Source organism: Enterococcus sp. FR204 (genome assembly GCF_031143325.1).
GTDB lineage: Bacteria > Bacillota > Bacilli > Lactobacillales > Enterococcaceae > Enterococcus_B > Enterococcus_B faecium.
In genome coordinates, this window is the sequence record NZ_JAKZIW010000001.1 from 70,110 (window position 1) to 93,666 (window position 23,557).

Genomic DNA, 23,557 nt, shown 5'->3' on the forward strand with positions numbered 1-23,557 from the left:
ATGATTTCTACCTTTTTTTCAGCCTTCTTTTTTCAAAAGGTCTGCGATTTCTGCATATGCACAAGAAGTCCCTGCTAAATAGTATTCCCTTTTTTCAAATGTCAAAGGAGTACCAAAAAGACCGCTTGTTACCATACCAAACTCTTCCAATAAGACATTTCCCGCTGCATAATCCCAAGGGCTAAGGTTTGAAATATAAGCAATGTGGTTTCCTTTCAAGATTGCCACTAGTTCAAGACCAGCGCATCCGTACATACGTGTCCCCATGCTGCTTTCCGCAATTTCTCGGATTCCATATTTATTATGACCGAAAAGATAACTATTCACACCAAGTAAGCCTTCCGATAAGGATTTATTTGCTGGTCTAGGCAATGGCTCATCATTTTTATACACGCCTATTCCTTTTCCACCCCAAAAAAGTTCATTTCTCATCACGTCATAAATGAAACCAAGCTTTCCAACGCCGGATTCATAAACAGCGAGCATAATACAAAAATTTTCCCCTTCAATCACAAAATTCAAGGTGCCATCAATAGGATCGATGATAAAGACTCTTCCATCGAGATCCGATAATTGATTACACCCTTCTTCTTCTGCCAATATTTTCGCCTCTGGATCAAAGGAATGGATTTTTTCGATTAGAAAATTCTGGATGTTTCGATCGACGTTTGTTACTAGATCCGTTCGATTTGATTTTTGCGAGATTGTTAATGTTTGTTGAGAAGATTTGATTTTCTCACCAGCTTCTTCAAGCCAGGACTTGATATGATCAATCATCTGTTCCATTTATCTCACCCGTTCATTCTCAAAGTTTTGTTTGGATTTTTTTTTGCTTGCTGCACTGTACGATATAAAGAATAACCGGAAGCTTTTTCAAATTCCCGTCCCAATCGTTTTTCCTCACCAATGGATTTGACAACAGTTTTAAACTGCTGATAAGTCTTCAAAAAAGCTTCATTGTTTATCCCTTTTTCATTCGCACGTTCCAGATCTTCCCACATCTTCATTACAATGACCATTTCGTCTGTTGTCCAATCTAAATCAAGTGGATACTGATATTCTCGCATCTTCAACTCTCCTATTTCATATTCCTCTTCAGTGTAGCATAGGAAGTGGTAATAAACCAAGAAGTTGTCATATTTTTAAGTTTACATAATAATATTATTGATAATTCTAAAAAACAAAACGCAACTGATTTTCCAGTTGCGTTTCGCTTGTATTATTCAAATCAAATATGGATTGGTAAACCTAATGCTAATTCCGAAGCATCCATGACGATTTCGCCAAGAGATGGATGAGGATGAATCGTCAAGGCGATATCTTCAGCATTCATTCCTGATTCGATTGCTAAAGCTAATTCAGAGACCATATCACTTGCGCCGACTCCACCGATTTGCGCGCCAATAAGCACGTTATCTTCGATCGTCGTGACTAAACGGATGAATCCTTCCGTTTTACCTAGCGATAATGCTCGACCGTTCCCTGAGAATGGAAATTTATATGCTTTCGCTTCGATACCTGCGTCTTTTGCTTCTTTGATTGTCATACCTACAGAAGCCAATTCCGGATCAGTAAAGGCAACTGCTGGCATTGCTTTATAATCTACAGCTACTTTTTTGCCAGAGATTGCTTCAGCAGCGATTTTTGCTTCGTAACTAGCTTTATGCGCTAATGCCGCCCCTGGAACGATATCACCGATGGCATAGATATTAGGTACGTTCGTACGTCCTTGTTTATCTACTGTGATCAATCCACGTTCTCCTACTTCGACACCCGCTTGTTCTAAGCCCATATCATCCGTATTTGGACGACGTCCTACAGTGACCATCACATAGTCAGCAGTAACAGATTCTTCTTTCCCGTCCACTGCATATTTCACTGTCACACTGTCACCGTTATCGACTGCTTCTTTTGCCATCGCATTCGTTACGACTGTTACACCTTTTTTCTTGAAATCATCTTCTACTAATTTTACGAGATCTTTTTCGTAAGTTGGTAAAATTTGTGGTGAGCCTTCAAGAATCGTTACTTCTGCTCCTAAGTTTGCGTACGCTCCGCCCAATTCGGCACCAATCACACCGCCACCGATGATCACAAATTTCTTAGGTACTTCTTTCAATGCTAATCCGCCAGTAGAATCTAACACACGTCCGCCGAATTTAAATCCTGGAATCTCGATTGGACGGGAACCTGTTGCGATGATTGCGTTATTGAACGAATAAGTTTGAGCTGAATCTGGATGAATGACGCGTAGTGTGTGATCATCTACGAAGAACGCTTCGCCTTCGATTGTTTCAACCTTATGTTTTTTTAATAGAAAACCAACACCAGAAGTCAACGTATGGACAACTTTGTTTTCTTTCCATTCTTGTGTTTTCGCAAAATCTAGTTTGACATTTTCGCTAGTTACTCCAAACATTTCGGAATCTAGTGACTCTTGATAATGGTGTCCCGCAGCTATCAATGCTTTTGAAGGAATACAGCCGACGTTCAAACAAACACCGCCAATATACTCTCTTTCAATGATTGCTACTTTTTGTCCCATTTCAGCAGCACGGATGGCAGCTACATAGCCGCCAGGTCCCGCACCGATTACAACTGTATCTAATTCTACAGCAAAATCTCCAACTACCATTTGTTTATCATCCTTCCATCATTAATAGCTCTGGATCAGCTAAAAGACGTTTGATATTGTTCATTGCTTGTTGCGCAGTTGCTCCATCTACGATACGGTGATCAAAACTTAGTGATAGTTTCATCACACGACCGACAACGATTTCGCCTTCAGCGTTTACGATTGGTTGTTGCGCAATCGTTCCTACACCTAAAATAGCTACTTCTGGATAGTTGATGACTGGTGTAAACCAACCGCCACCTACAGATCCGATATTGCTGATCGTAATTGTTCCATTGCGCATATCTTCTGCAGATAGTTTGCCGTCATGAGCTAATTTTGCTTTCTCATTGATTTCGTCTGCAATAGCAAACATTCCTTTGCGGTCTGCATCTTTTACATTTGGTACATATAATCCGTGATCCGTATCTGTTGCAATGCCGATATTGTAGTAATGTTTATAAACGATTTCTTGGTTTGCATCGTCAATAGATGCATTTAATACTGGGTATTTCTTAACAGTCGCTGTTAAAGCTTTCACGACATATGGCAAGAAAGTAAGTTTCGTACCATTTGCAGCAGCTATTTCTTTGAATCGTTTCCGATTATCCCATAGTTTAGACACTTCTACTTCATCATGCAATGTCACGTGTGGAGCTGTATGCTTACTATTGACCATTGCTTTAGCAATAGCTTTACGTGTTGGTGTCATTGCTACACGCTCTTCCAAATCTCCTAAGTTGGACTTGAATGGTTTTGCTGGTTCAGCGGGTTTGCTTTCTGCTGCAGGAGCTGCTTCTTTCGGAGTTGCCGCTTCTGGCGCTTCTGATTTCGCTGGTGCGCTGCTTGGAGCTCCTGCCAAGAAGTTTTCGATGTCCTCTTTTGTTACTCTGCCACCCTTTCCAGTTGCAGTTACTTGTGAGATATCTACATCTTTTTCGCGGGCAAATTGACGAACAGATGGCATAGCCAATACACGTTTATTTGGATCGGCAACTTCAACGACACTTGCTGAACCTGATGTTTCCACTTTTTCTTTTGGTGCTTCAGCTGATGGCGCACTAGTTGACGGTGCACTATTGTGTCCAGGAGCATCGATTTCTACTAATACATCCCCAACATTTGCTACAGTGCCTTCTGGAACAATCACGTTTTTAACTGTCCCTGTGACAGGTGACGGAATTTCTTCTACTGATTTGTCATTTTGAACTTCTAGTAATGTATCATCTTCATTGATCGTATCTCCTGGTTTGACGAACCATTTGACGATTTCACCTTCTGCGATTCCTTCACCGATATCCGGTAACTTAAATTGGAAGACTCCTTCGCTTGACGATCCAGCTGATTCTGTATCAACAGTGGGTTCAGCAGCCGGTTTAGCTGGAGTTTGGGATTCTGCGGCTACACCACTGTCCCCTTCATTGTCTTCGTGTCCTGGTGCATCGATTTCTACTAATACATCCCCAACATTTGCTACGGTACCTTCTGGAACAATCACATTTTTAACCGTTCCTGTAACAGGTGACGGGATTTCTTCTACTGATTTGTCATTTTGAACTTCTAGTAATGTATCATCTTCATTGATCGTATCTCCTGGTTTGACGAACCATTTGACGATTTCACCTTCTGCGATTCCTTCACCGATATCCGGCAATTTAAATTGATAAGCCATGACTTTGTTTCGTCCCTTCTTTTCTTAAAATTCCGCGATTTCTTTTACTTTGTCTTCGATATCTTTTGCATTTGGCAACCAGACATTTTCTGCTTGTCCAAATGGGAAGACTGTATCAGGTGCAGAAACTCGTCCGATTGGGGCTTCTAATGAAAGGATAGCGCGTTCTGAGATCTCAGAAACTACTTGCGCGGCAACGCCCGCTTGTCGTTGTGCTTCTTGGACAACAACTACGCGACCAGTTTTTTCCACGGATTGAATGATCGTTTCTACATCTAATGGCGCAACTGTACGAAGATCAATGATTTCAACAGAGATATTTTCTTTTGCAAGATTGTCTGCTGCTTTGATTGCTTCACGCACCATTGCCCCGTATGTGATAATAGATACATCTGTTCCCTCACGAGTAACTGCTGCTTTATCCAAAGGAACTTCGTAAGCTTCATCCGGCACTTCTTCTCGGAATGAGCGATATAGTTTCATGTGTTCTAGGAAAACAACCGGATCGTTACTTCTAATAGAAGAAATCAATAGTCCTTTTGCATCATAAGGGTTGGAAGGAATCACTACTCGAATACCAGGAGACTGAGCGATCAAACCTTCTAAATTATCCGAATGCAATTCTGGTGTATGAACACCGCCACCAAATGGCGAACGAATTGTGATGGGTAGATTTCTAGTGCCGCTCATTCGATATCTTGTACGAGCCATTTGAGCTACTACTTCGTCCATTGCTTCGAAAATAAAACCAAAGAATTGGATTTCAGGAACTGGACGAAATCCTTCTAACGCAAGACCGAAACTCAATCCTGCGATTCCAGATTCAGCTAAAGGAGTATCGAATACTCGGTCTTCTCCGAACTTTTCCTGCAATCCTTCAGTTGCCCGGAAAACCCCTCCGTTTTTCCCAACATCTTCACCAAAAACAACGACATTCTCGTCATTTTCTAGTTCAAGTGCTAAGGCATCTGTGATTGCTTGGATCATTGTTTTTTGTGCCATGATTATTTCGACTCCTTCGCTTCATAAATTGCAATTTGTTCTTTGATTGATTGTGGAGATACTTCGAACATGTTTTTCAAGAAATCTGAAACCTTTTGTTTTGGTACTTTGTCGGCTTCAGCAATAGCTGCTTTTATTTCTTCTTTAGTTGCTTCGATGACTTGTTCTTCTTTTTCTTCAGACCAAAGTCCTTTTTCCGTCAAATATTTACGGAAGCGGATCAATGGATCTTTTTTCTGCCAATCGTCATCTGTGTCTTTTGTACGGTAGCGGGTTGGATCGTCACCAGATAGTGTATGTGGTCCATAACGATAAGTCAGTGTTTCGATTAGGACTGGTCCATTTCCACTGATCGCCCATTCCCGTGCCATTTTAGATACAGTATATACTGCAAGCGGATCCATTCCATCGACTTGAATACCAGGAATCCCAGCTGCGACAGCTTTTTGTGCAAGTGTTTTTGCTGCAGTTTGTTTTTCACGAGGTGTAGAGATCGCATACCCGTTGTTTTGGATATAAAATACGGCATTTGCATGGTAAGCGCCAGCGAAATTGATTGCTTCGTAAAAATCACCTTGTGATGAACCGCCATCACCAGTATAAGTGAAGACGACATTTTTCTTGTTTCGTTTCTTCAAACCTAATGCAACACCGGCTGCTTGTACATATTGTGCACCGATGATGATTTGTGGTGGTAGAGCTTTCAATTCTTCCGGATAAGAATTACCTGCAGCATGTCCTCTAGACCATAAAAAAGCTTGAGATAAAGGTAAACCATGTTTTACTAGTTGAGGTACATCCCGATAACCTGGAAGAAGAACATCTTCTTTATCAAATGCGTAAGCACTAGCCAGCTGACTTGCCTCTTGTCCAGCAGTTGGTGCAAAAAAGCCTAGGCGTCCTTGGCGGTTCAGCGCTGTTGAACGTTGGTCTAATACACGAGACCATACCATATGAGTCATTAATTCAACGAGTTCATCATCGGATAAATCAGGTACTAAATCTTTGTTAACTACGTTTCCATCTTGATCAAGTGCTTGATATACTGGGAAATCTGCATTGACTTCATCTAGCAGTGCTTGGAAGTCGATCGGTGCTTTTTTGTTTGCCATTTGTCACACATTCCTCTCTCATCTATAAGAAAATCTCTTCATTCTGCGATTGAAACAGCGAATAAAACTGTATCACTATTTAACCGTCTTCATTAATAAATTATCATGGATTTATGAGAAATACAAGCTAAAAGCACAAATTTTCACGATGAAAGGAAATTATGCCAATCCGCATATTAACAGTATTAGTGAATAAAATCACAATAAGGAAAGCGTTTTATATTTCATCTGCATTTTTTCTATTTTCTAATCAAACTTACAACCATCTGTTTCTATTTAGAAACGTTGGTGTTATACAGTTTTGTTGCAAATATTTATTTTATTTACACATCGTGAACGGACGTACAAATAATGGTTTTTTTTTAGTTTCTTTATATCGTATTCTTTTTCCGAAAAAAAAGAAACAGCTTGAAATTTAAATCCAAGCTGTTATATTCTTAAATCTATTTACTTTGTGAAATTATTCTGTTAACCACTTTTCTAGAATTTTCATCTTTGAATAAAACAACGGTATTTGGTTTTCATCCAGCCTACTGTAATTGATTCTGATTCCATTTATATCTTGCCCAAAAAGTAGACTTGGTGCAATTCCAAGACCCATATCTACTACTTTTTCTGCTAGTTCGGGGTCTAGTTTTTTCCCATCCCAAGTAATCCAGGCATAGTAACCACCTAAAATTGAATGAAGCTTGAAAAACGATTGTGAATCTCCCCAAGCGCTTATCAGTCGGCTTTTTTCTTTCAACTTTTTTCTTACATCTTGCATTTTCAAATCAATTGCTTCATTAAATACATTAGCCACTGTGATTTGTGTAAGGATATTCATCGAAAACTCCATCATTTCTTGCGCTTGAGCTAGTTGCGAGATAAAAGTCTCAGGTCCTATCACCCAACCGATTTTTGTTGTTTTTCCTAAAACCCTAGATAACGAACCGACGTATAACACATTATCCGGATCAATCGTTCGTATAGGAAGGACTTCTTCTTGGTTTAGAAATGAAAGATCCGTAAATACATCGTCTTCAATAATTGGAAGCCGATACTGTCGACACAATTCTACTAGCTTTTCTCGTCGTTTTTGACTCATCACTTTTCCTGTAGGGTTTTGAAAATTCGGGTTGATAAGCACTGCTTTCAATTTATTTTTATGGATCGATTCTTTCAGTTTTTCTAAGTCGATCCCTTCTTCATCCATCGGTATCCCAAATAAACGCGTTCCTGAAGCTTTGAAAAGAGGTAATCGGTAAAAAAAAGAAGGTGACTCTACAGCTATCCCCTCTCCAGCTGAAAGAATCGTTTGTAAAATCAAAAAGATTGCTTGCTGACCGCCACCAGTCACAAGAAGCTGGTTGGGGGAAAATGCCAATTCAAATTTACTTTCCAAATACCGTTTGATTTTGTTACGTAACGGAGTATAGCCTAAAAGATCCATTTCTTTTTCTTCCGCTAAGATTTCTTCAAGAGAATAAGAAGGAAACTCAAAATTCGGCAAAAGCTCATCTGGCATCTCGCTAGCGTATAAATCAAGAAACGATGTTTTTTGGATCTGCTTTGCTTCTCTTATTTTTTGCTCATACCAGTCCGTCTGCTCATAACGAGGAGAGATCATTTGCCGCCAATCGATTCTTGGAACAGCGAATTTCCCCCATTCAGTCTGATTAACAAACCATCCGCTGCCACGTTTGCTCGTTAGTACCCCAAGCTCCCTAAGCTCTTCCAATGCATGGACAACGGTGGAACGATTCACACCAAAAAGTTTCCCTAGTTTTCGTTCTGATTCAAGTTGACTTCCAGGATTGATCCTTCCGTTTTCGATTTCTCTCATAATCTGTTCCATGATTTGACGATAAATCGGTCCTTGTTTTTTCTCTACTTTTTCCCACATAAGCTTCTCTTTTCTATTGTCTATTTTTTCTTTTGATTTTACCGAATTTACGAGAAAAAAGAAAAACTTTTTTTGCAAAACATAAGGGACTGTGACAAAAATCTTATCACAGTCCCTTATTCTGAATAATGATGTTCAAAAGCTTGTATCTGCGATAATAAGTCCAGCCAAACAAAACATATAAAGAACTATTTTTGTTTGGCTGTTCTTATTACTTAATGCAGGACAACTTTTTCACAACATCCTAATATTTTATTTATTTTTTAGATTGTGTCTCCATTAAAAATCGAATTTTTCACGATGACATAGTCAACTTTTCGAATGGCTTCCAGATCTCTTCCTCCAGCATAAGAAATAGATGATTGAAGGTCTTGTTGCATTTCCACTAGTGTATCTTTCAAAGATCCTTTATGCTGGATCCAGATTTTCTTTCCTTCAACATTTCGTTTTTCGCCTTTTTGGAATTCTGAAGCAGAACCAAAGTATTCTTTATACACGATTCCATTTTCGACTTTTGTTTCGCCAGGAGATTCCTCGTGACCGGCAAACAATGAACCAATCATGACCATTGTCGCACCAAAACGGACAGATTTTGCAATATCGCCATGTGTTCTGATCCCACCGTCAGCGATGATCGGCTTGCGAGCTGCTTTCGCACACCATCTAAGAGCTGCCAGTTGCCAGCCTCCAGTCCCAAAGCCTGTCTTGATTTTTGTAATACATACTTTTCCTGGACCAATCCCGATTTTTGTTGCATCTGCGCCCGCATTTTCCAATTCACGGACGGCTTCCGGTGTACCAACATTACCGGCAATCACAAAAGTTTCAGGCAAATATTTTTTAATATGCTGAATCATATCAATAACTGAGTTAGCATGTCCATGTGCGATGTCGATAGTGATATAATCAGGATTTAGCGATTCTTCTGCCAACTTCTCTATAAAGGAATATTCCTCTTTCTTGACGCCAACACTGATTGAGGTAATCAATCCACGCTTTTTCATTTTTTTGATAAACGGAATTCGAGCTGCTTCATCAAACCGATGCATGATATAGAAATAACCATTTTCCGCTAAGAATTCTGCGATTGTTTCATCAATAATCGTCTGCATGTTGGCAGGCACTACTGGCATTTTGAATGTATGTTTACCTAATGTGACCGTTGTATCACATTCAGAACGGCTATTTACGATACATTTATTAGGAATTAATTGAATATCTTCGTAATCAAATACTTTCATTACATTATCCTCCTGATGTTCACATCCAGCAAAACACGAACATTATTAATTTAATCAAGGCTTTTTTTAGCGCCCTATGTAATTTAACTCAATTAAGCGAAAAAATCAAGAGAAAAAAAGACAAATTATACGAATAATAAAAAAACAAATATTATTTTTAATCTACTTTAACAAAGTGACAAATGTTCGCTTTTAGCGAAAAAAAGACTGTGACAAATGTCTTGTCACAGTCTTTTTTCTGGATAACCGGCGTTCTCCTACGTTGTTCGTTTTTTCTTATTATACAAGTCTAGCACAACGGCTAAAAGCAAGATCAATCCTTTGATTGCCTGCTGCCAGTCTACCCCGACGCCTAAAATCGACATGCCATTGTTCAATACACCCATGACCAAGCCACCGACAATCGCACCCATGATTGTTCCAATGCCGCCGGAAGTCGAAGCACCACCAAAATATACTGCCGCCATTGCATCCAGTTCCATCGATGTACCTGCTTGAGGTGTTGCCGCATTCAATCGAGCAGCTAAAACTAATCCAGCTAAAGCTGCCATGACTCCCATGTTGACGAATACCCAGAACGTGATTCGCTTTGTTTTGATCCCTGATAGTTCAGCCGCTTTTCGATTTCCGCCCGTCGCATAAATCTGTCGACCTGCTACTGTTTTATTTGTCAAAAACCCATATGCTGCAACGATCAAACCAAGAATGATCAAAATAATCGGATACCCTTGATAAGAGGCAAAGATATAAGTTATTCCTAGTACAACGACTGCTGTAAATACCGCCTTTACCAAGAAAGCTGCTGGAGATTCCACTTCAAATAAATGATTTTTCCGACGATTTCTTGTTCGCCATTGACCAACAACTAACACGATCGTGATGATCATTCCTAAAATCAATGTCAAGAAGTGAAGGCTGCTTCCTTCGCTTAAGTCTGGTAAATAACCCGTAGACATTTTTTGGAAAACAGCTGGAAAAGGTGCTAGAGATTGGCCTCCTAGAACAACTTGTGTCAGTCCACGAAACATCAGCAATCCTGCTAAAGTCACGATAAACGCCGGTATCCCTGCATAAGCTACCCAAAAACCTTGCCATGCGCCGATCAGCCCGCCTACTGCAAGACATGCGATAACTGTCATCCACGGGTTCATTTGGCGATTGACCATCATCATGCCCGCAATTGCACCAACAAACGCCATCACTGACCCTACCGACAAATCCACATGACCTAAGAGCACAACTAATAACATCCCTGCAGCTAGTACTAATATATGGCTATTTTGCAGAACAAGGTTAGTTATATTCAATGGACGCCAGAAAATACCATCCGTCATCAATTGAAACGCAATAAGTAGTCCCGCTAAAATGATCACCATGCTGTAGCGACCAAAAAGATCAGCTGCTCTACTTTTCAAATTTAGTTTTTTCTCTTTTTTATCCGTAAGATTTTTTGCCTGTTCCAACTTAACCCACCTCTTCTTTCGTCATTAATTTCATCAAGACTTCCTGATCTGCATCTTCTCGCGAGACTTCTCCTGTAATACGTCCTTCGTTCATCGTATAGATTCGATCACACATCCCTAATATTTCAGGAAGTTCAGAAGAGATAAGACAGACAGCTTTGCCATTTGCTGCCATTTCTTCGATAATCGTGTAGATCTCATATTTTGCCCCAACATCTATCCCACGGGTTGGCTCATCCAAAAAAAGAATATCGGGTTGTGTCATCAGCCACTTGGATAAAACGACTTTTTGTTGATTCCCACCACTAAGACTACTGACAATTTGATGGATGGAGTTTGTTTTTATACGCATCTTTTTCCGGAAATTTTCTGCCTCAGTTACTTCTTTTTCTTTATCTAATACTCCTTTTTGACTTATTTTATCCAAACTGCTCAGCGTCACGTTTTCCCGAATATCCATCAGCAGATTCAGTCCTAAAGATTTTCGGTCCTCCGAGACATAAGCGAGTCCGTTTGCAATGGCTGAAGGAACGGTCTTAACTGATATCTCTGCCCCTTCCTTTAATATACGTCCGGATATCTTGCTTCCATAAGAATGTCCAAATAGACTCATAGCGAATTCAGTTCTGCCCGCTCCCATCAGTCCAGCTATTCCTACAATCTCTCCTTTTTTCAAATGCAAGTTGATGTGGTCGTTTATGATTCGCTCATGATCAAGAGGGTGATAGACCGTCCAGTCTTCTACTTTAAAATAAACTTCTCCAATATCCGGTTTTCTTTCAGGATAACGATCAACTAAATCTCTGCCCACCATCCCGCGAATAATATGCTCTTCGCTGATCATTTCATTTTCTAGCGTCTCAATCGTCTGTCCATCCCGTAAAATGGTGATTCGATCTGCGATATCCACGATTTCATTCAGCTTATGTGAAATAATGATGGAGGTTACACCTTGCTCTTTCAACTCTCGGATCAATCTCAGCAAATTCGCGCTTTCTTCTTCATTCAATGCAGCGGTAGGCTCATCCAAAATCAACAGACGGACGGATTTTGATAATGCTTTAGCTATTTCAACTAATTGCTGTTGCCCTACGCCAATCTGGGATACTAGAAGATTCGGGTCGATAGATAAACCGACTTTATTCAGCAGTTCATACGTTTTCTTTTCTGTCAGTTCCCAATCAATCACGCCTCTTTCTGCTTGTTCATTTCCGAGAAAAATATTCTCTTTTATTGAAAGATAAGGACTTAGTGCTAATTCTTGATGAATGATGACGATGCCTTTTTCTTCACTATCTTTCAAATCTTTGAATTGACACAGCTTTCCATCATAAAAGATTTCCCCGTCATAGGAGCCATATGGATACAAGCCGCTCAAGACATTCATCAATGTTGATTTTCCCGCTCCGTTTTCTCCGCACAATGCATGGATTTCCCCACGTTCAATCATCAGATTCACGCAATCTAACGCTCGGATTCCAGAAAATTTTTTGGTGATATCTGCCATTTTTAAAATACAATCCGCCATAATTCTTATCCTCTCTCTGACTTAGATCTCTTTAGTTCCTTGTTTGGTTCCTCTTAATTTTTCAGATCGGATTCTTTATAATAATCTGTGTCGATCAGCTCTGCTTGATAATTATCTTTATCGACAGATACTGTATTTGCTAAATACGTAGGGACAGTTTTCACCCCATTATCATAAGTTTCAGTATCGTTGACCGGGACCTCTTCTCCATCACTGATTGCTTTGATCATTTCAATCGTATTTTTTGCTAAGATACGTGTGTCTTTAAAGATCGTTTGTGTTTGTTCCCCGGCAATGATCGATTTAACGCCAGCAACTGTCGCATCTTGTCCAGTAATCACAGGTAAAGGTTTACTTTCACTCCCATACCCCACGCCTTTTAATGACGAAATGATCCCTAAACTTATTGGATCATATGGCGACAAAACAGCATCCAATGTTTGGTCAGTATAATTTGCGCTTAACAGATTATCCATCCTTGCTTGCGCCGTAGAACCATCCCAGCGAAGCGTAGCGATTTGACTGAAACTCGTCTGTCCAGATGGCACAACCAACTGACCGTTGTCCATATATGGTTGTAAAACAGACATCACTCCGTTGTAATTAATTAGTGCATTGTTGTCGTCAGGCGAACCACCAAATAATTCAATCGTGAATGGTCCTTTTCCTTCTTTCAATCCTAAGTGCTCTTCAATATAAGCTGCTTGCGATACACCTACTCCAAAATTATCAAAAGTCGCGTAATAATCGACATTTTCTGAATTCATCAGTAAACGATCATAGGCGATCACCTTGATATCTGCTTCTTTTGCTTTAGCTAACACATCAGTTAAAGCCGAACCATCGATAGAAGCAATCACAAGTGTATCTACCCCTTTTGTAATCATATTTTCGATTTGTGCTACTTGATTTTCTACTTTATCTTCTCCATATTGAAGATCTGTTTTATAACCCAGTTTTTCTAATTCCGAGACCATGTTGTTCCCATCAGCGATCCATCTTTCTGCTGATTTGGTCGGCATAGCGATTCCTACATACCCCGTACTATCATCTGCAGATCCTGAATTGCCACACGCACTTAATAGAATGCTTGCGGTCAAAATAACGATACTCCCAACAATCTTTCTAAATTTGTTTTTCATTTTTTATCCCCCATTTCAATTGATACACCGAGTATAGCTAATAAAGAAAGCGTTAACATTGATTTTTTTATGGGATTTACTTTAAATTTTTTAGGTGTACTTTTTTTGTCTTGGATTTTTTTAAGTTTCTTGGATTTTTTTCGATTGATTCCTTTTGACTTTGATTTTCCCTTTTATCTGATAAGATAGTACTAACAAATCCAGATGGAGTGATTTAAAGTGAAACGTGTTTTATTTTTTTTAGCCCTTGTTGTAATCGCTTACCAAATGATGGGGTGTACACTTAATACAAAGGATGCACCTGACCCACTAGTCGTTGGTTTTTCGCAATCAGGAACGGAGAGTAGCTGGCGGAAAAAGCATACTGAATCAATTATCACTGCGCTTGAAAAAGAAGATTACCAAGTTCTCTACCGAAATGGCTACATGAATCAGGAACGACAAATCCAAGATATACGGACGTTCATTGCCTATAAAGTGGATATGATCATTTTTACTCCTTTGCAAGAATCCGGGTGGGACTCTGTATTAAAAGAAGCAAAGCGAGCAGGGATCCCTGTCATACTTGTCGACAGACATATTCAAACGAATGATCCCGAGCTTTTCGTCACCCACATTGGCCCCAGTTTCAAAGCAGAAGGAAATCGGGCGGGTTTATTTGTCAGCAATCACTTCACAAATTCAAAGAAACAGGAAATCAGAATCCTAGAACTTGCTGGTTCAGAGAACTCCACACCGACCAAGCTACGCTCCGAAGGATTTTTGGAATCAATCAATCGTAAACCAACCCTAAAAAAAGATGGAACCATCGACCATAAACCTCCAATGACTATTGTTCACCGAATTGTCGGTGATTTTATTCGGATGAAAGGAAAAGACCAGATGAAACGATATTTAGAAACAAATGATTTATCCGAAATCGATGTATTATACAGCCATAGTGATGAAATGACCCACGGTGCTTTAGCTGCGATAAAAGAAACATCGGTTAAACCTGGAAAAGATTTGATTATTGTAACGATTGATGGACAAGAAGATATGATCGAGAAGCTGCGGTCAGGAATCGTCAATTGCGTAGTCGAGTGTAAACCTGATGTCGGCTGGTATGTAGCCAATACCGTTACTCGTTATTTTGGAAATATTCAAACAGGAAAAACATTACCTAAAGATATTTTTATTTCCGAGACTGTCTTTTCCCAACAGAATATGACTAATATTCCAACCAGAAATTATTGACTGGAGAAGTATCATGACAAAAAATTTAAGCATAAAACAGATTTTTGCCCAAGCAAACAAAGCCATACTTCTATTTGCTGTTATCCCTTTGCTACTGAGCATACTGTTATATTCGCAACAGCTTTTGATTTATCAACAGACGATCGCAAATATCCAAAAAGCAGATGCAATTGCTTTGAAGGTTGATCAAAAAGTTTTGGAAAGTATGTGGGACTTGATTTCTGGCCAAGTAACCGTAGATGAGTTCAATGAGGAAAATATCCTAGAAGAACTTAGGAATGATATTCGAGAGATCAAAAATAATACAAATACACTTAAAGAAATTAGTACGTTAGATGTATCGCTACGTACGATCGATACACTGGAAGATTATCAAAACGAGCTGATCAATAATATCTTGGCAAAAGATTTTATGGATACCAATGAAGAGATCATCAATCAGGTAGATTCTGTCACTCAACTGCTGTCAGATATCTTACAAGATTTTGTTCGTGTGGAGATCGACTTAGCAAGCAAAAAAAATACGACACTTGTCCGCTCGCTCATTCTATTAACAATAGTGGAACTTGGAGTTCTTAGTACCATTTTTTTCTATGCGAAAAAGAATCGTCGCTTTTTAGAGAGAAAGGTCCAAGAACCGATCAATCAGCTGATCGAGATGTCAGAACAACTTTCTTCAGGGAACCTTGGCTTTCGTTTAACCCTGCCGGAAACACTGGAATTACAAACACTTACCGCTAGCATGAATAAAATGGCGGAAGATCTAAACCAGTCTTTACGGGAGAACGCTTTGAAACAATACCATTTAGCACAAAGTGAAGTTCGTGTATTGCAAGCTCAGATTACTCCCCATTTTATTTATAACAGTTTGGATGCCATTATTTCTTTGATCGAACAAGACTGCTTTGAAGAAGCTCTGACTATGACCCATGCACTTTCCGGCTTTTTTCGTACGTCTTTAAGCAAAGGACAAGACTGGATTCCTCTTGAAAAAGAAATTAGCCATATCAATGATTATCTAGTCATCTTAAAAATAAGATACGGCCATATGCTTGACTATAAGATCGATATACCAGAAACACTTTTTCCTGTTTCTATTTTAAAAATGATCTTGCAGCCATTGATTGAAAATGCTGTATACCATGGAACGAAGTACGTCCGTCACAAAGGATTTATTCGTATTACCGCATGCAAAATCGATGAGATGATCCAATTCAAAGTCACAGACAACGGGATTGGCATCCCTGCAGAAAAACTGGCAGAAATACGTAAAGAGTTAGCCAAAGGTATCGATTCAGATTTCAGTATCGGCTACGGACTTTACAACGTAAACAAGCGTCTCCTTCTTTATTACGGAAATGATCAAAAACCTATCACGATTGACAGCAAATACCGAGAAGGAACAACTGTCACACTGATGATCCCTCTATCTCCCAAAACAATTGGAGGAAACAAACATGTATAAAGTTTTTATCATCGAAGACGAATACCTCATTCGCAATAACTTGCGGGAACAAATAACTGTCCTTGGTTCTTATTATCCAATCACTTATGTCGGCGAAGCTGGAGATGGTGAGATGGCACTGTCTTCAATTATCGACTTACAGCCCGACATCATTCTGACTGATATCCAAATGCCTTTCATGGACGGGTTGACTTTTTCAAAAGAAGCAAGGAAACTACTTCCTTGGACTCGTCTCATATTTATTAGTGGATTCGACGATTTCGATTATATGAAAGGAGCAATCCAGGTACAGGCAGATGATTATCTGCTTAAACCGATTAAAAGTAACGAATTGAAACAAGCAATAGAAAAAGCAGTAACTGCTTTAGATTTGCAGCAAAAAGAAACGCACACTTCTTCTGATCTTGTTTTCGAATTGAAAAAAAATCATTTCTTGAACGGTTTGTTCAAAGGCTCACTTACGATCAGTGAAACATTGAAACTTGCTGAATCTTTCAATCGCTCTTTAGCAGGGAAAAAAATGACCGTATTATTAGCAGCAAACCAAGTCAGTACAGACTTTGAAGATTACGCTCATCTCAGTGATTATTTGAAGTTTTTATTTAGGAAGAATCAACAAGTGATCTTCTCTGCTGTTTCCTCTCGATTCATCAAATTTTTAATAGTTGATTCTCTTGAAGAAAATGTGATCGAGACCAGTTATCAGGTAGCCCAAACGTTGGTCCATGAATTAGAAAAGGGACAAAAAAATAATTTTTCTGTCGCCATTGGTCCTGTCGCAGAAAGAATCAGCGAATTACCTGCATCTTTTGAGATCACGCAGATGATACTTGAAACCGCCAGTTCCCTTAAAGAACAAATTATCAGCTATGAGGATTTGATTCAAGAAGCGAAACTTCCAGTTGATTCTGTCTTTTACTTTGACCTCTCACTTGATTTGTCTTCATTATCGAAAAACGAAGTATCTAAGTACATCGAACACTTGACGAAACCACAAGGCACACCAACTCGAACACGATTATATCGTTTATTTGTCTTGACTAAGCTACTCCAGCATGTCTGCCTGAAAGAAAAGAAAATCCCGCAAGAAATGGTTCATTGCACATCCACCAGTCAACGCTTAGCAATCAGCGCCGACGACTCGCTTTACCGTTCGACAGTTTATATGTTCATTTCTTTCTTAACTGCTCTGCCCTCACAGCCTTCAAGGAACAAATATCAGCCAATTTTGAACCATGCATTGGATTTTATCAAAGAAAATTTTACCGATCCAGATATGTCCTTAACTTGGGTCGCTCAACAAGTTGCATTAAGTCCCTCTCATTTCAGTACGATTTTTTCTCAATCGTTTAACCAAACATTCATCGATTATCTGACAGAACAAAGAATCGAATTAGCAAAAAAATTATTGCAGCAATCAGACTATCGTATTTCAGATATTGCTTTTGAAATTGGTTATAATGACCCTAACTATTTCAGTTATTTATTTAAGAAAAAACAAGGGATTTCTCCAAAAGAATATCGGACACAGCTTTTCCTTAAAAACAAAAATAACCAATAAACGAAATCCGTACAATGATACTCTTTCCATTTGCAATTAAAAAAGACAGAATATCTCGAAGCTGAAAACAGCTTTCAAGTTATTCTGTCTTTTTAATTTATAGCCCTTTTGACCTGCTTATGACAATCTTTAAGGTAAAATGTTTCCAGCAGCACGGTACAATTCGTACCAATCTTCCCGAGACATATTAATTTCTGAAGCTTGAGCGATTTCCTTGATTCGCCCTATGTTCATCGTACCGGCGATCACTTGCATATTGGCTGGATGGCGCAAAATCCAAGCAGAAGCCAAGCCAGTTGGTGTCGTTTGATATTTAGCTGCTAGTTCTTCTAATGTTTGGTTTAATTCAGGGAATTTTTCGTTCCCGATAAATACACCTTCAAAAAATCCATACTGGTATGGTGACCATGCTTGGATCGTCATATCATGCAATCGGGAATAATCAAGTACACTACCGTCATGATCGATACTTGCTTCATCTGTCATATTGACATGAATCCCTTGATCGATCATTCCAGTATGTTTCAAGCCAAATTGCAGCTGATTAGCTACTAATGGTTGACGAACATATTTTTTCAGCAATTCGATTTGCATTGGTTTTTGATTGCTGACGCCAAAATAACGAACTTTTCCTGACCGTTCCAATTCATCAAACGCTTCAGCTACTTCCTCTGGTTCTACCAATGTATCTGGACGATGAAGAAGTAAAGCATCCACATAATCCATTTTCAGACGGGTCAAACTTTTTTCTACAGATTCAATGATATGTTTTTTAGAAAAATCAAACATCACACCTGGAACGATTCCACATTTTGTTTGAATAAAAAGATCTTCTCGTTTGATTGATGTTTTTGCTAGAGCATCTGCAAAGATTTCTTCATATTCACCGTTTCCATAAATATCTGCATGGTCAAAAAAATCAATGCCGTTTTCATAAGCTGTCTCAATCACTTTTACTGGATCTTCCGCATTGTTGATACGCATACAGCCTAAGATCACTGCAGCTGCTTTCTGATCAGAAGTACCTAATTGAATTTTTTTCATCTGAACTCCTCCTTATTTATATACACAACAAAAGTGTACCACACTCTTTATGAAAAGGCTTCACTAAAATCGGCGCTTCCGATTATGTTTGTTGTATTTTTTATAAATGGAAGCAGCTGATTTACTTCACGATCAGTTCGCTATTGGCAGCTTTTTCTCCAATATCTGTACGATAAAATGTTCTATCTGTCGTTTTATCCATTAACGCGGTGTAGATTTTTTTCTGTGCTTCTTTGATCGTCTCACCGTATGCTTCTACTAAATAAAGACGTCCTCCTGCTCCAACTAGTTTGCCGTTATTTGAGGAAACTCCAGCATAGTAAACAGAGAGCTCTTCTTCCGGAAAATCTGGTAGAACCATTCCTGTCTCATATTCTTCGGGGTAACCGGCAGCTGCAACCACAACGCCTACATTGTATCCTTCTTGCTGCCACTTTAACTCTACTGTACGATTCTCTAATAAATCATCGATTACTTGCGCAAAGTCACTCTTCAACCGAGAAAGAACGACTTGCGTTTCAGGATCACCGAAACGCGCATTGAATTCGATCACTTTTGGTCCTTCCTTCGTAGCAATCAAACCCGCATATAAAACACCCGTGAAAGAGCGTCCTAGTTCTTTCATTCCCAAAGCCGCTGGTTTTAAAACTTCTTCCACAGCTTTTTCAATCATCTTTTTTGAAATTTGCGGTACTGGTGAATAAGCACCCATTCCGCCTGTATTTGGCCCTTTATCGTTATCAAATGCCCGCTTATGATCTTGCGAAATGACCATCGGATACACCTTGGTATCACGGACAAACGCCAAAAGGGAGAATTCTTCTCCTGCCAAAAACTCTTCTACGACGATTTTTTTGCTGCTATCCCCAAATCGATGCTGGTTCAACATTTGTTCTGCCGCATCCAGCGCTTCCTTCACTGTGGTAGCCACGACTACACCTTTCCCAGCTGCTAAGCCGTCCGCTTTCACTACGATTGGCGCACCATTTTCTTTGATATACGCTGCTGCTTTTTCGTAACATTCAAAACTTCTGGATTTAGCTGTCGGGATTTGATAAGTATCCATTAATTGTTTAGCAAAACTTTTCGAACCTTCGATCAGAGCTGCTGCTTTTGTCGGACCGAAGATTTTCAATCCTTCCGCCATAAAATCATCGACGATCCCATTTAACAAAGGAACTTCAGGACCAACGATACTCCAATCAATAGCCTCTTTCTTAACAAAATGGATTAACGCTGAATGATCTCGCTCACTGATAGCGACACAATTGATACCATCTTTTGTCATCCCCGGATTTCCTGGCGCACAATACACCGTATCCACCTTCGGACTGGCTAAAAGTTTTTTACTTATTGCATGTTCACGACCACCTGCACCGATTACCAAAACGTTCATTTATCCGACTCCTCTCTAATGTCTAAAATGCCGAACATCAGTAAAGACCATTGCTAGATCGTATTTATTCGCCATATCAATAGAATCTTGGTCTTTGATGCTTCCTCCTGGCTGAATGATTGCTTTTATACCATGTTTGGCTGCATATTCAACCGAATCATCCATTGGAAAATAAGCATCGCTAGCTAAAACTGCACCTTCCATTTTCTCTTTCGCTTGTTCAATCGCAATTTTTACTGAACCGACTCGATTCATCTGCCCGGCTCCGATTCCTACTGTCTGACGTTCGTTTGCCAGTACGATCGCATTAGATTTCACATGTTTGACAGCTTTCCAAGCAAACGCCAATGCTTTTGCTTCTGCTGGAGTCGGCTTACGTTTTGTCACGACTTTCCACTCTTCTTCATTTTCTATTGCCAGATCTTGATCTTGTACAAGAAGTCCACCTAAGACTGAGACCGTTTCTTCTCGATTTTGATTTTCTTCCTGCGCAAAGTCTATTGTCAGTAATCGGATGTTTTTCTTTTTTTGCAGTAATTCCAAAGCTTCTTGTGTATAAGAAGGGGCAATGATGATTTCTAGAAACAGCTTATGCATCTGTTCTGCTGTTGGCAGATCTACTTCTCGATTCAAAACGATGATCCCACCAAAGATTGAAACAGGATCTGCTTCATACGCTGCTTCCCACGCTTCTAAAATCGTAGATGCTGTCCCAATACCACAAGGATTCATGTGTTTCAAGGCGACTACCGTTGGCTCGTCATATTCCTTCATGATCCGTAGCGCAGCATCTGCATCTCGGATATTATTATAAGAAAGTTCTTTCCCATGGAGTTGTTTTGCTGCTGCGATCGAATATTTTTCCAGAAGAGCGGACTGATAAAAGGCAGCGGCTTGATGGCTATTTTCACCGTAACGAAGCGTTTGTTTTCGTTCATACGTAAGTGTCAATTTTTCCGGTTCTTTTTCTTCCACCCAATCCGTTAAGTATTGAGCGATCAGTGCATCATATGCCGCAGTATGACGAAAGACTTTTGCCGCTAGTTTTTGTCTGAAAGAAAGTGAAGTATGCCCATACTGACGTAATTCTGAAAGTACTTCTTCATAGTCAGATGGATCAACAACAGAGGTGACAAATTCATGGTTTTTTGCTGCACTACGGAGCATACTAGGACCACCGATATCAATTTTTTCAATAGCTTCTGCTATTTCGACATCTGGTTTCATAATCGTTTCTTTGAAAGGATATAAATTGACACAAACAAAGTCGATTGGTTGGATATTTTCCGTTTCCATTGCCTCCATATGGCTAGGGAGATCGCGTCTTCCTAAAAGACCACCATGGATTTTAGGATGAAGTGTTTTGACACGGCCATCCATCATTTCAGGAAACCCTGTCACTTCTTCGATCGAAAGCGTTTTGATCCCAGCTTTATCCAACGCATGCTTTGTTCCTCCTGTTGAAATGATTTCTACTCCTTGTTCAATCAAACCTTGGGCAAATGCTACAATCCCAGTTTTATCTGATACACTGATCAATGCTCTTGTCATTTCAGATAGCCTCCATTTTCAATAATTTCACTAATCACTTCTGGATAGATTCGATGCTCTACTCTATGGATTTTTTCTTCTAAAGAATCGAACGTGTCCTCCTGTTCAATTCTCACTTTTTCCTGCCGGATGATTGGTCCAGTATCTACACCTTGGTCGATATAATGAATTGTGACACCCGTTTCTTTTACTCCAGCTTCAAAGGCATCACGTATGCCATGCAAACCAGGGAAGGCAGGTAAAAGAGACGGATGGATATTGATGATTCTTTTATCATAATTTTTCAGCAATACCGGTCCAATGATTCGCATATATCCAGCTAATACGATCAAATCGATCTTTTTTTCTTTCAATTTATGCAAAATTGCTTCTTCATACTCTTTTTTTGAATCAAATTCTTTAGGTGAAAAACAATCTGCCGGTACACTCAACGCAGTTGCACGTTTCAAAACATATGCTTCAGGCTGATCACAAAACAACCAGTCAATCGAAGATTCCAATCCTTTTTTCGATAGATAATCGGCTAGCGCTTGAAAGTTGCTTCCGTTTCCAGAAGCAAAAACAGCGATTCTCATCGTTCTTCTCCTATAAACACCACACGATGTTTTTCTTTGGCGATCACTTTCCCGATTTCATAAACTTTTTCGCCAGCTTGCTCAATTTCGTGTACTATTTCTTTTACTTTCGATTCTTCGACTGCCAGGACCATGCCGATGCCCATATTGAAGATTTCATACATCTCCATCTCAGGAATTTCACCATATTTTTGTAAACAGCCGAATATTGGAAGAATCGGCCATGAGCCAAGTTTGATTTGTGCAGCCATAGATTCTGGTAACATTCGCGGGATATTTTCTACAAACCCTCCACCAGTGATATGTGCAGCTCCTTTTATTTTCTTTTCTTTGATCAGCGGAAGCAAAGAAGAAACATAGATTTTCGTTGGCTCAAGCAATTCTTCGCCAAGTGTTTTTTTCAATTCTGGCAGTTTTGATGATAAAGAAAACTGCTGCTGCTCAAAGAAAATTTTGCGAACAAGAGAGTACCCATTTGAATGAATCCCGCTAGATGCTATTCCAAGCAACACATCTCCTGGGTTGATCGTTTCTCCTGTCAATAATTGAGATTTTTCAGCTATCCCTACAGCAAATCCGGCTAGATCATAATCATTACCTGAGTACATACCAGGCATTTCAGCTGTTTCTCCGCCAATCAGCGCCATATTTCCTTGAACACATCCATCTGCTACACCTTTTACTACATTTTCCAAACGTATCGGATCATTTTTCCCCGTTGCTAAGTAGTCTAAGAAATATAACGGCTCTGCGCCTTGTGCTAAGATATCATTGACACACATCGCTACGCAGTCGATCCCGATTGTATCGTGTTTGTCTGCTTCGATTGCCACTGCTAATTTTGTCCCCACACCATCGGTCCCCGAGACAAGGACTGGCTCTTTTAATTGAAAGACCGATAAATCAAAACAACCGCCGAATCCTCCTATAGCGCCCATCATACCTAAACGTTCCGTTTTTTTGACATGCTTCTTGATCCGTTCTACTACTTCATATCCAGCTTCGACATCTACGCCAGCTTTTGCGTATGCATTTGCCATTGAATTCATATACTCCCTTCTTGGTCTGCT

Annotated in this window: 20 protein-coding genes; 4 read left to right on the plus strand and 16 right to left on the minus strand. The window is 39.6% G+C overall.

What is annotated here, in order from left to right; genetic code table 11:
- Positions 1 to 18: 18 nt before the first annotated feature.
- The 6 genes from RG571_RS00355 to pdhA all read right to left on the minus strand — a co-directional run bounded on the left by RG571_RS00355 (position 19) and on the right by pdhA (position 6,400).
- Entirely contained in the window at positions 19 to 786 is a 768-nt protein-coding gene (locus RG571_RS00355) for an inositol monophosphatase family protein (protein WP_002295483.1), read from the minus strand.
- Positions 787 to 791: 5 nt separating this feature from the next.
- Entirely contained in the window at positions 792 to 1,067 is a 276-nt protein-coding gene (locus tag RG571_RS00360) for a UPF0223 family protein (RefSeq protein ID WP_131774384.1), read from the minus strand.
- A gap of 161 nt (positions 1,068 to 1,228) precedes the next feature.
- The gene (lpdA, locus tag RG571_RS00365) at positions 1,229 to 2,635 is read right to left on the minus strand and encodes a dihydrolipoyl dehydrogenase (RefSeq protein ID WP_002289686.1); all 1,407 of its coding nucleotides are present in this window, start codon (positions 2,633 to 2,635) and stop codon (positions 1,229 to 1,231) included.
- A 7-nt stretch (positions 2,636 to 2,642) separates the two neighbouring features.
- Positions 2,643 to 4,286 carry a dihydrolipoyllysine-residue acetyltransferase gene (locus RG571_RS00370; RefSeq protein ID WP_029485606.1) on the minus strand — a complete coding sequence of 548 codons (1,644 nt, stop codon included), beginning with the start codon at positions 4,284 to 4,286 and terminating at the stop codon, positions 2,643 to 2,645.
- Positions 4,287 to 4,310: 24 nt separating this feature from the next.
- Positions 4,311 to 5,288 carry an alpha-ketoacid dehydrogenase subunit beta gene (locus tag RG571_RS00375; RefSeq protein WP_002289688.1) on the minus strand — a complete coding sequence of 326 codons (978 nt, stop codon included), beginning with the start codon at positions 5,286 to 5,288 and terminating at the stop codon, positions 4,311 to 4,313.
- A gap of 2 nt (positions 5,289 to 5,290) precedes the next feature.
- Entirely contained in the window at positions 5,291 to 6,400 is a 1,110-nt protein-coding gene (gene pdhA / locus RG571_RS00380) for a pyruvate dehydrogenase (acetyl-transferring) E1 component subunit alpha (protein ID WP_002289692.1), read from the minus strand.
- Between the two features lie 161 nt (positions 6,401 to 6,561).
- On the opposite strand from pdhA, the gene RG571_RS00385 reads away from it, so the two are divergent.
- The gene (locus RG571_RS00385; RefSeq protein WP_080106322.1) at positions 6,562 to 6,819 is read left to right on the plus strand and encodes a hypothetical protein; all 258 of its coding nucleotides are present in this window, start codon (positions 6,562 to 6,564) and stop codon (positions 6,817 to 6,819) included.
- 41 nt (positions 6,820 to 6,860) lie between these two features.
- Here RG571_RS00385 and RG571_RS00390 read toward each other — a convergent pair whose 3' ends face one another.
- From RG571_RS00390 to chvE, 5 genes are all read right to left on the minus strand, one after another.
- Positions 6,861 to 8,285, minus strand: coding sequence for a PLP-dependent aminotransferase family protein (locus RG571_RS00390; RefSeq protein ID WP_002339361.1), 1,425 nt, complete (start codon positions 8,283 to 8,285; stop codon positions 6,861 to 6,863).
- Positions 8,286 to 8,548: 263 nt separating this feature from the next.
- Positions 8,549 to 9,526: a GMP reductase gene (gene guaC, locus RG571_RS00395; protein ID WP_010724007.1), complete on the minus strand. Its 978-nt coding sequence runs from the start codon at positions 9,524 to 9,526 to the stop codon at positions 8,549 to 8,551.
- 257 nt (positions 9,527 to 9,783) lie between these two features.
- Positions 9,784 to 10,989, minus strand: a complete 1,206-nt coding sequence (mmsB, locus tag RG571_RS00400) for a multiple monosaccharide ABC transporter permease (protein WP_002298996.1) — start codon at positions 10,987 to 10,989, stop codon at positions 9,784 to 9,786.
- Position 10,990: 1 nt separating this feature from the next.
- Positions 10,991 to 12,517 carry a multiple monosaccharide ABC transporter ATP-binding protein gene (mmsA, locus tag RG571_RS00405; protein WP_002287995.1) on the minus strand — a complete coding sequence of 509 codons (1,527 nt, stop codon included), beginning with the start codon at positions 12,515 to 12,517 and terminating at the stop codon, positions 10,991 to 10,993.
- 53 nt (positions 12,518 to 12,570) lie between these two features.
- A complete protein-coding gene (gene chvE, locus RG571_RS00410; protein WP_002339364.1) occupies positions 12,571 to 13,659 on the minus strand; it encodes a multiple monosaccharide ABC transporter substrate-binding protein in 1,089 nt (362 codons plus the stop codon).
- A gap of 219 nt (positions 13,660 to 13,878) precedes the next feature.
- On the opposite strand from chvE, the gene RG571_RS00415 reads away from it, so the two are divergent.
- Genes RG571_RS00415 through RG571_RS00425 form a run of 3 tightly spaced genes read left to right on the plus strand, consistent with a single transcriptional unit; the run spans position 13,879 to position 17,921 of the window.
- Positions 13,879 to 14,895: an ABC transporter substrate-binding protein gene (locus tag RG571_RS00415; RefSeq protein WP_002339365.1), complete on the plus strand. Its 1,017-nt coding sequence runs from the start codon at positions 13,879 to 13,881 to the stop codon at positions 14,893 to 14,895.
- A 13-nt stretch (positions 14,896 to 14,908) separates the two neighbouring features.
- A complete protein-coding gene (locus RG571_RS00420; protein ID WP_002339366.1) occupies positions 14,909 to 16,360 on the plus strand; it encodes a sensor histidine kinase in 1,452 nt (483 codons plus the stop codon).
- The gene (locus RG571_RS00425) at positions 16,353 to 17,921 is read left to right on the plus strand and encodes a response regulator (RefSeq protein ID WP_258430256.1); all 1,569 of its coding nucleotides are present in this window, start codon (positions 16,353 to 16,355) and stop codon (positions 17,919 to 17,921) included. Before RG571_RS00420 ends, RG571_RS00425 begins: the two co-directional genes overlap by 8 nt.
- 129 nt (positions 17,922 to 18,050) lie before the next feature.
- On the opposite strand, the gene RG571_RS00430 is transcribed toward RG571_RS00425, so the two are convergent.
- The 5 genes from RG571_RS00430 to purM form a co-directional block, all read right to left on the minus strand.
- A complete protein-coding gene (locus RG571_RS00430; protein ID WP_002339367.1) occupies positions 18,051 to 18,965 on the minus strand; it encodes an aldo/keto reductase family oxidoreductase in 915 nt (304 codons plus the stop codon).
- 121 nt (positions 18,966 to 19,086) lie between these two features.
- On the minus strand, positions 19,087 to 20,361 hold the full coding sequence (gene purD, locus RG571_RS00435) for a phosphoribosylamine--glycine ligase (protein WP_002339368.1): 1,275 nt from the start codon (positions 20,359 to 20,361) through the stop codon (positions 19,087 to 19,089).
- A gap of 15 nt (positions 20,362 to 20,376) precedes the next feature.
- On the minus strand, positions 20,377 to 21,912 hold the full coding sequence (gene purH / locus RG571_RS00440; protein WP_002339369.1) for a bifunctional phosphoribosylaminoimidazolecarboxamide formyltransferase/IMP cyclohydrolase: 1,536 nt from the start codon (positions 21,910 to 21,912) through the stop codon (positions 20,377 to 20,379).
- A complete protein-coding gene (gene purN / locus RG571_RS00445; RefSeq protein WP_002288010.1) occupies positions 21,909 to 22,487 on the minus strand; it encodes a phosphoribosylglycinamide formyltransferase in 579 nt (192 codons plus the stop codon). Before purN ends, purH begins: the two co-directional genes overlap by 4 nt.
- Positions 22,484 to 23,536, minus strand: coding sequence for a phosphoribosylformylglycinamidine cyclo-ligase (purM, locus tag RG571_RS00450; RefSeq protein ID WP_002323447.1), 1,053 nt, complete (start codon positions 23,534 to 23,536; stop codon positions 22,484 to 22,486). The genes purN and purM overlap by 4 nt, the downstream gene beginning before the upstream one ends.
- Positions 23,537 to 23,557 lie beyond the last annotated feature (21 nt).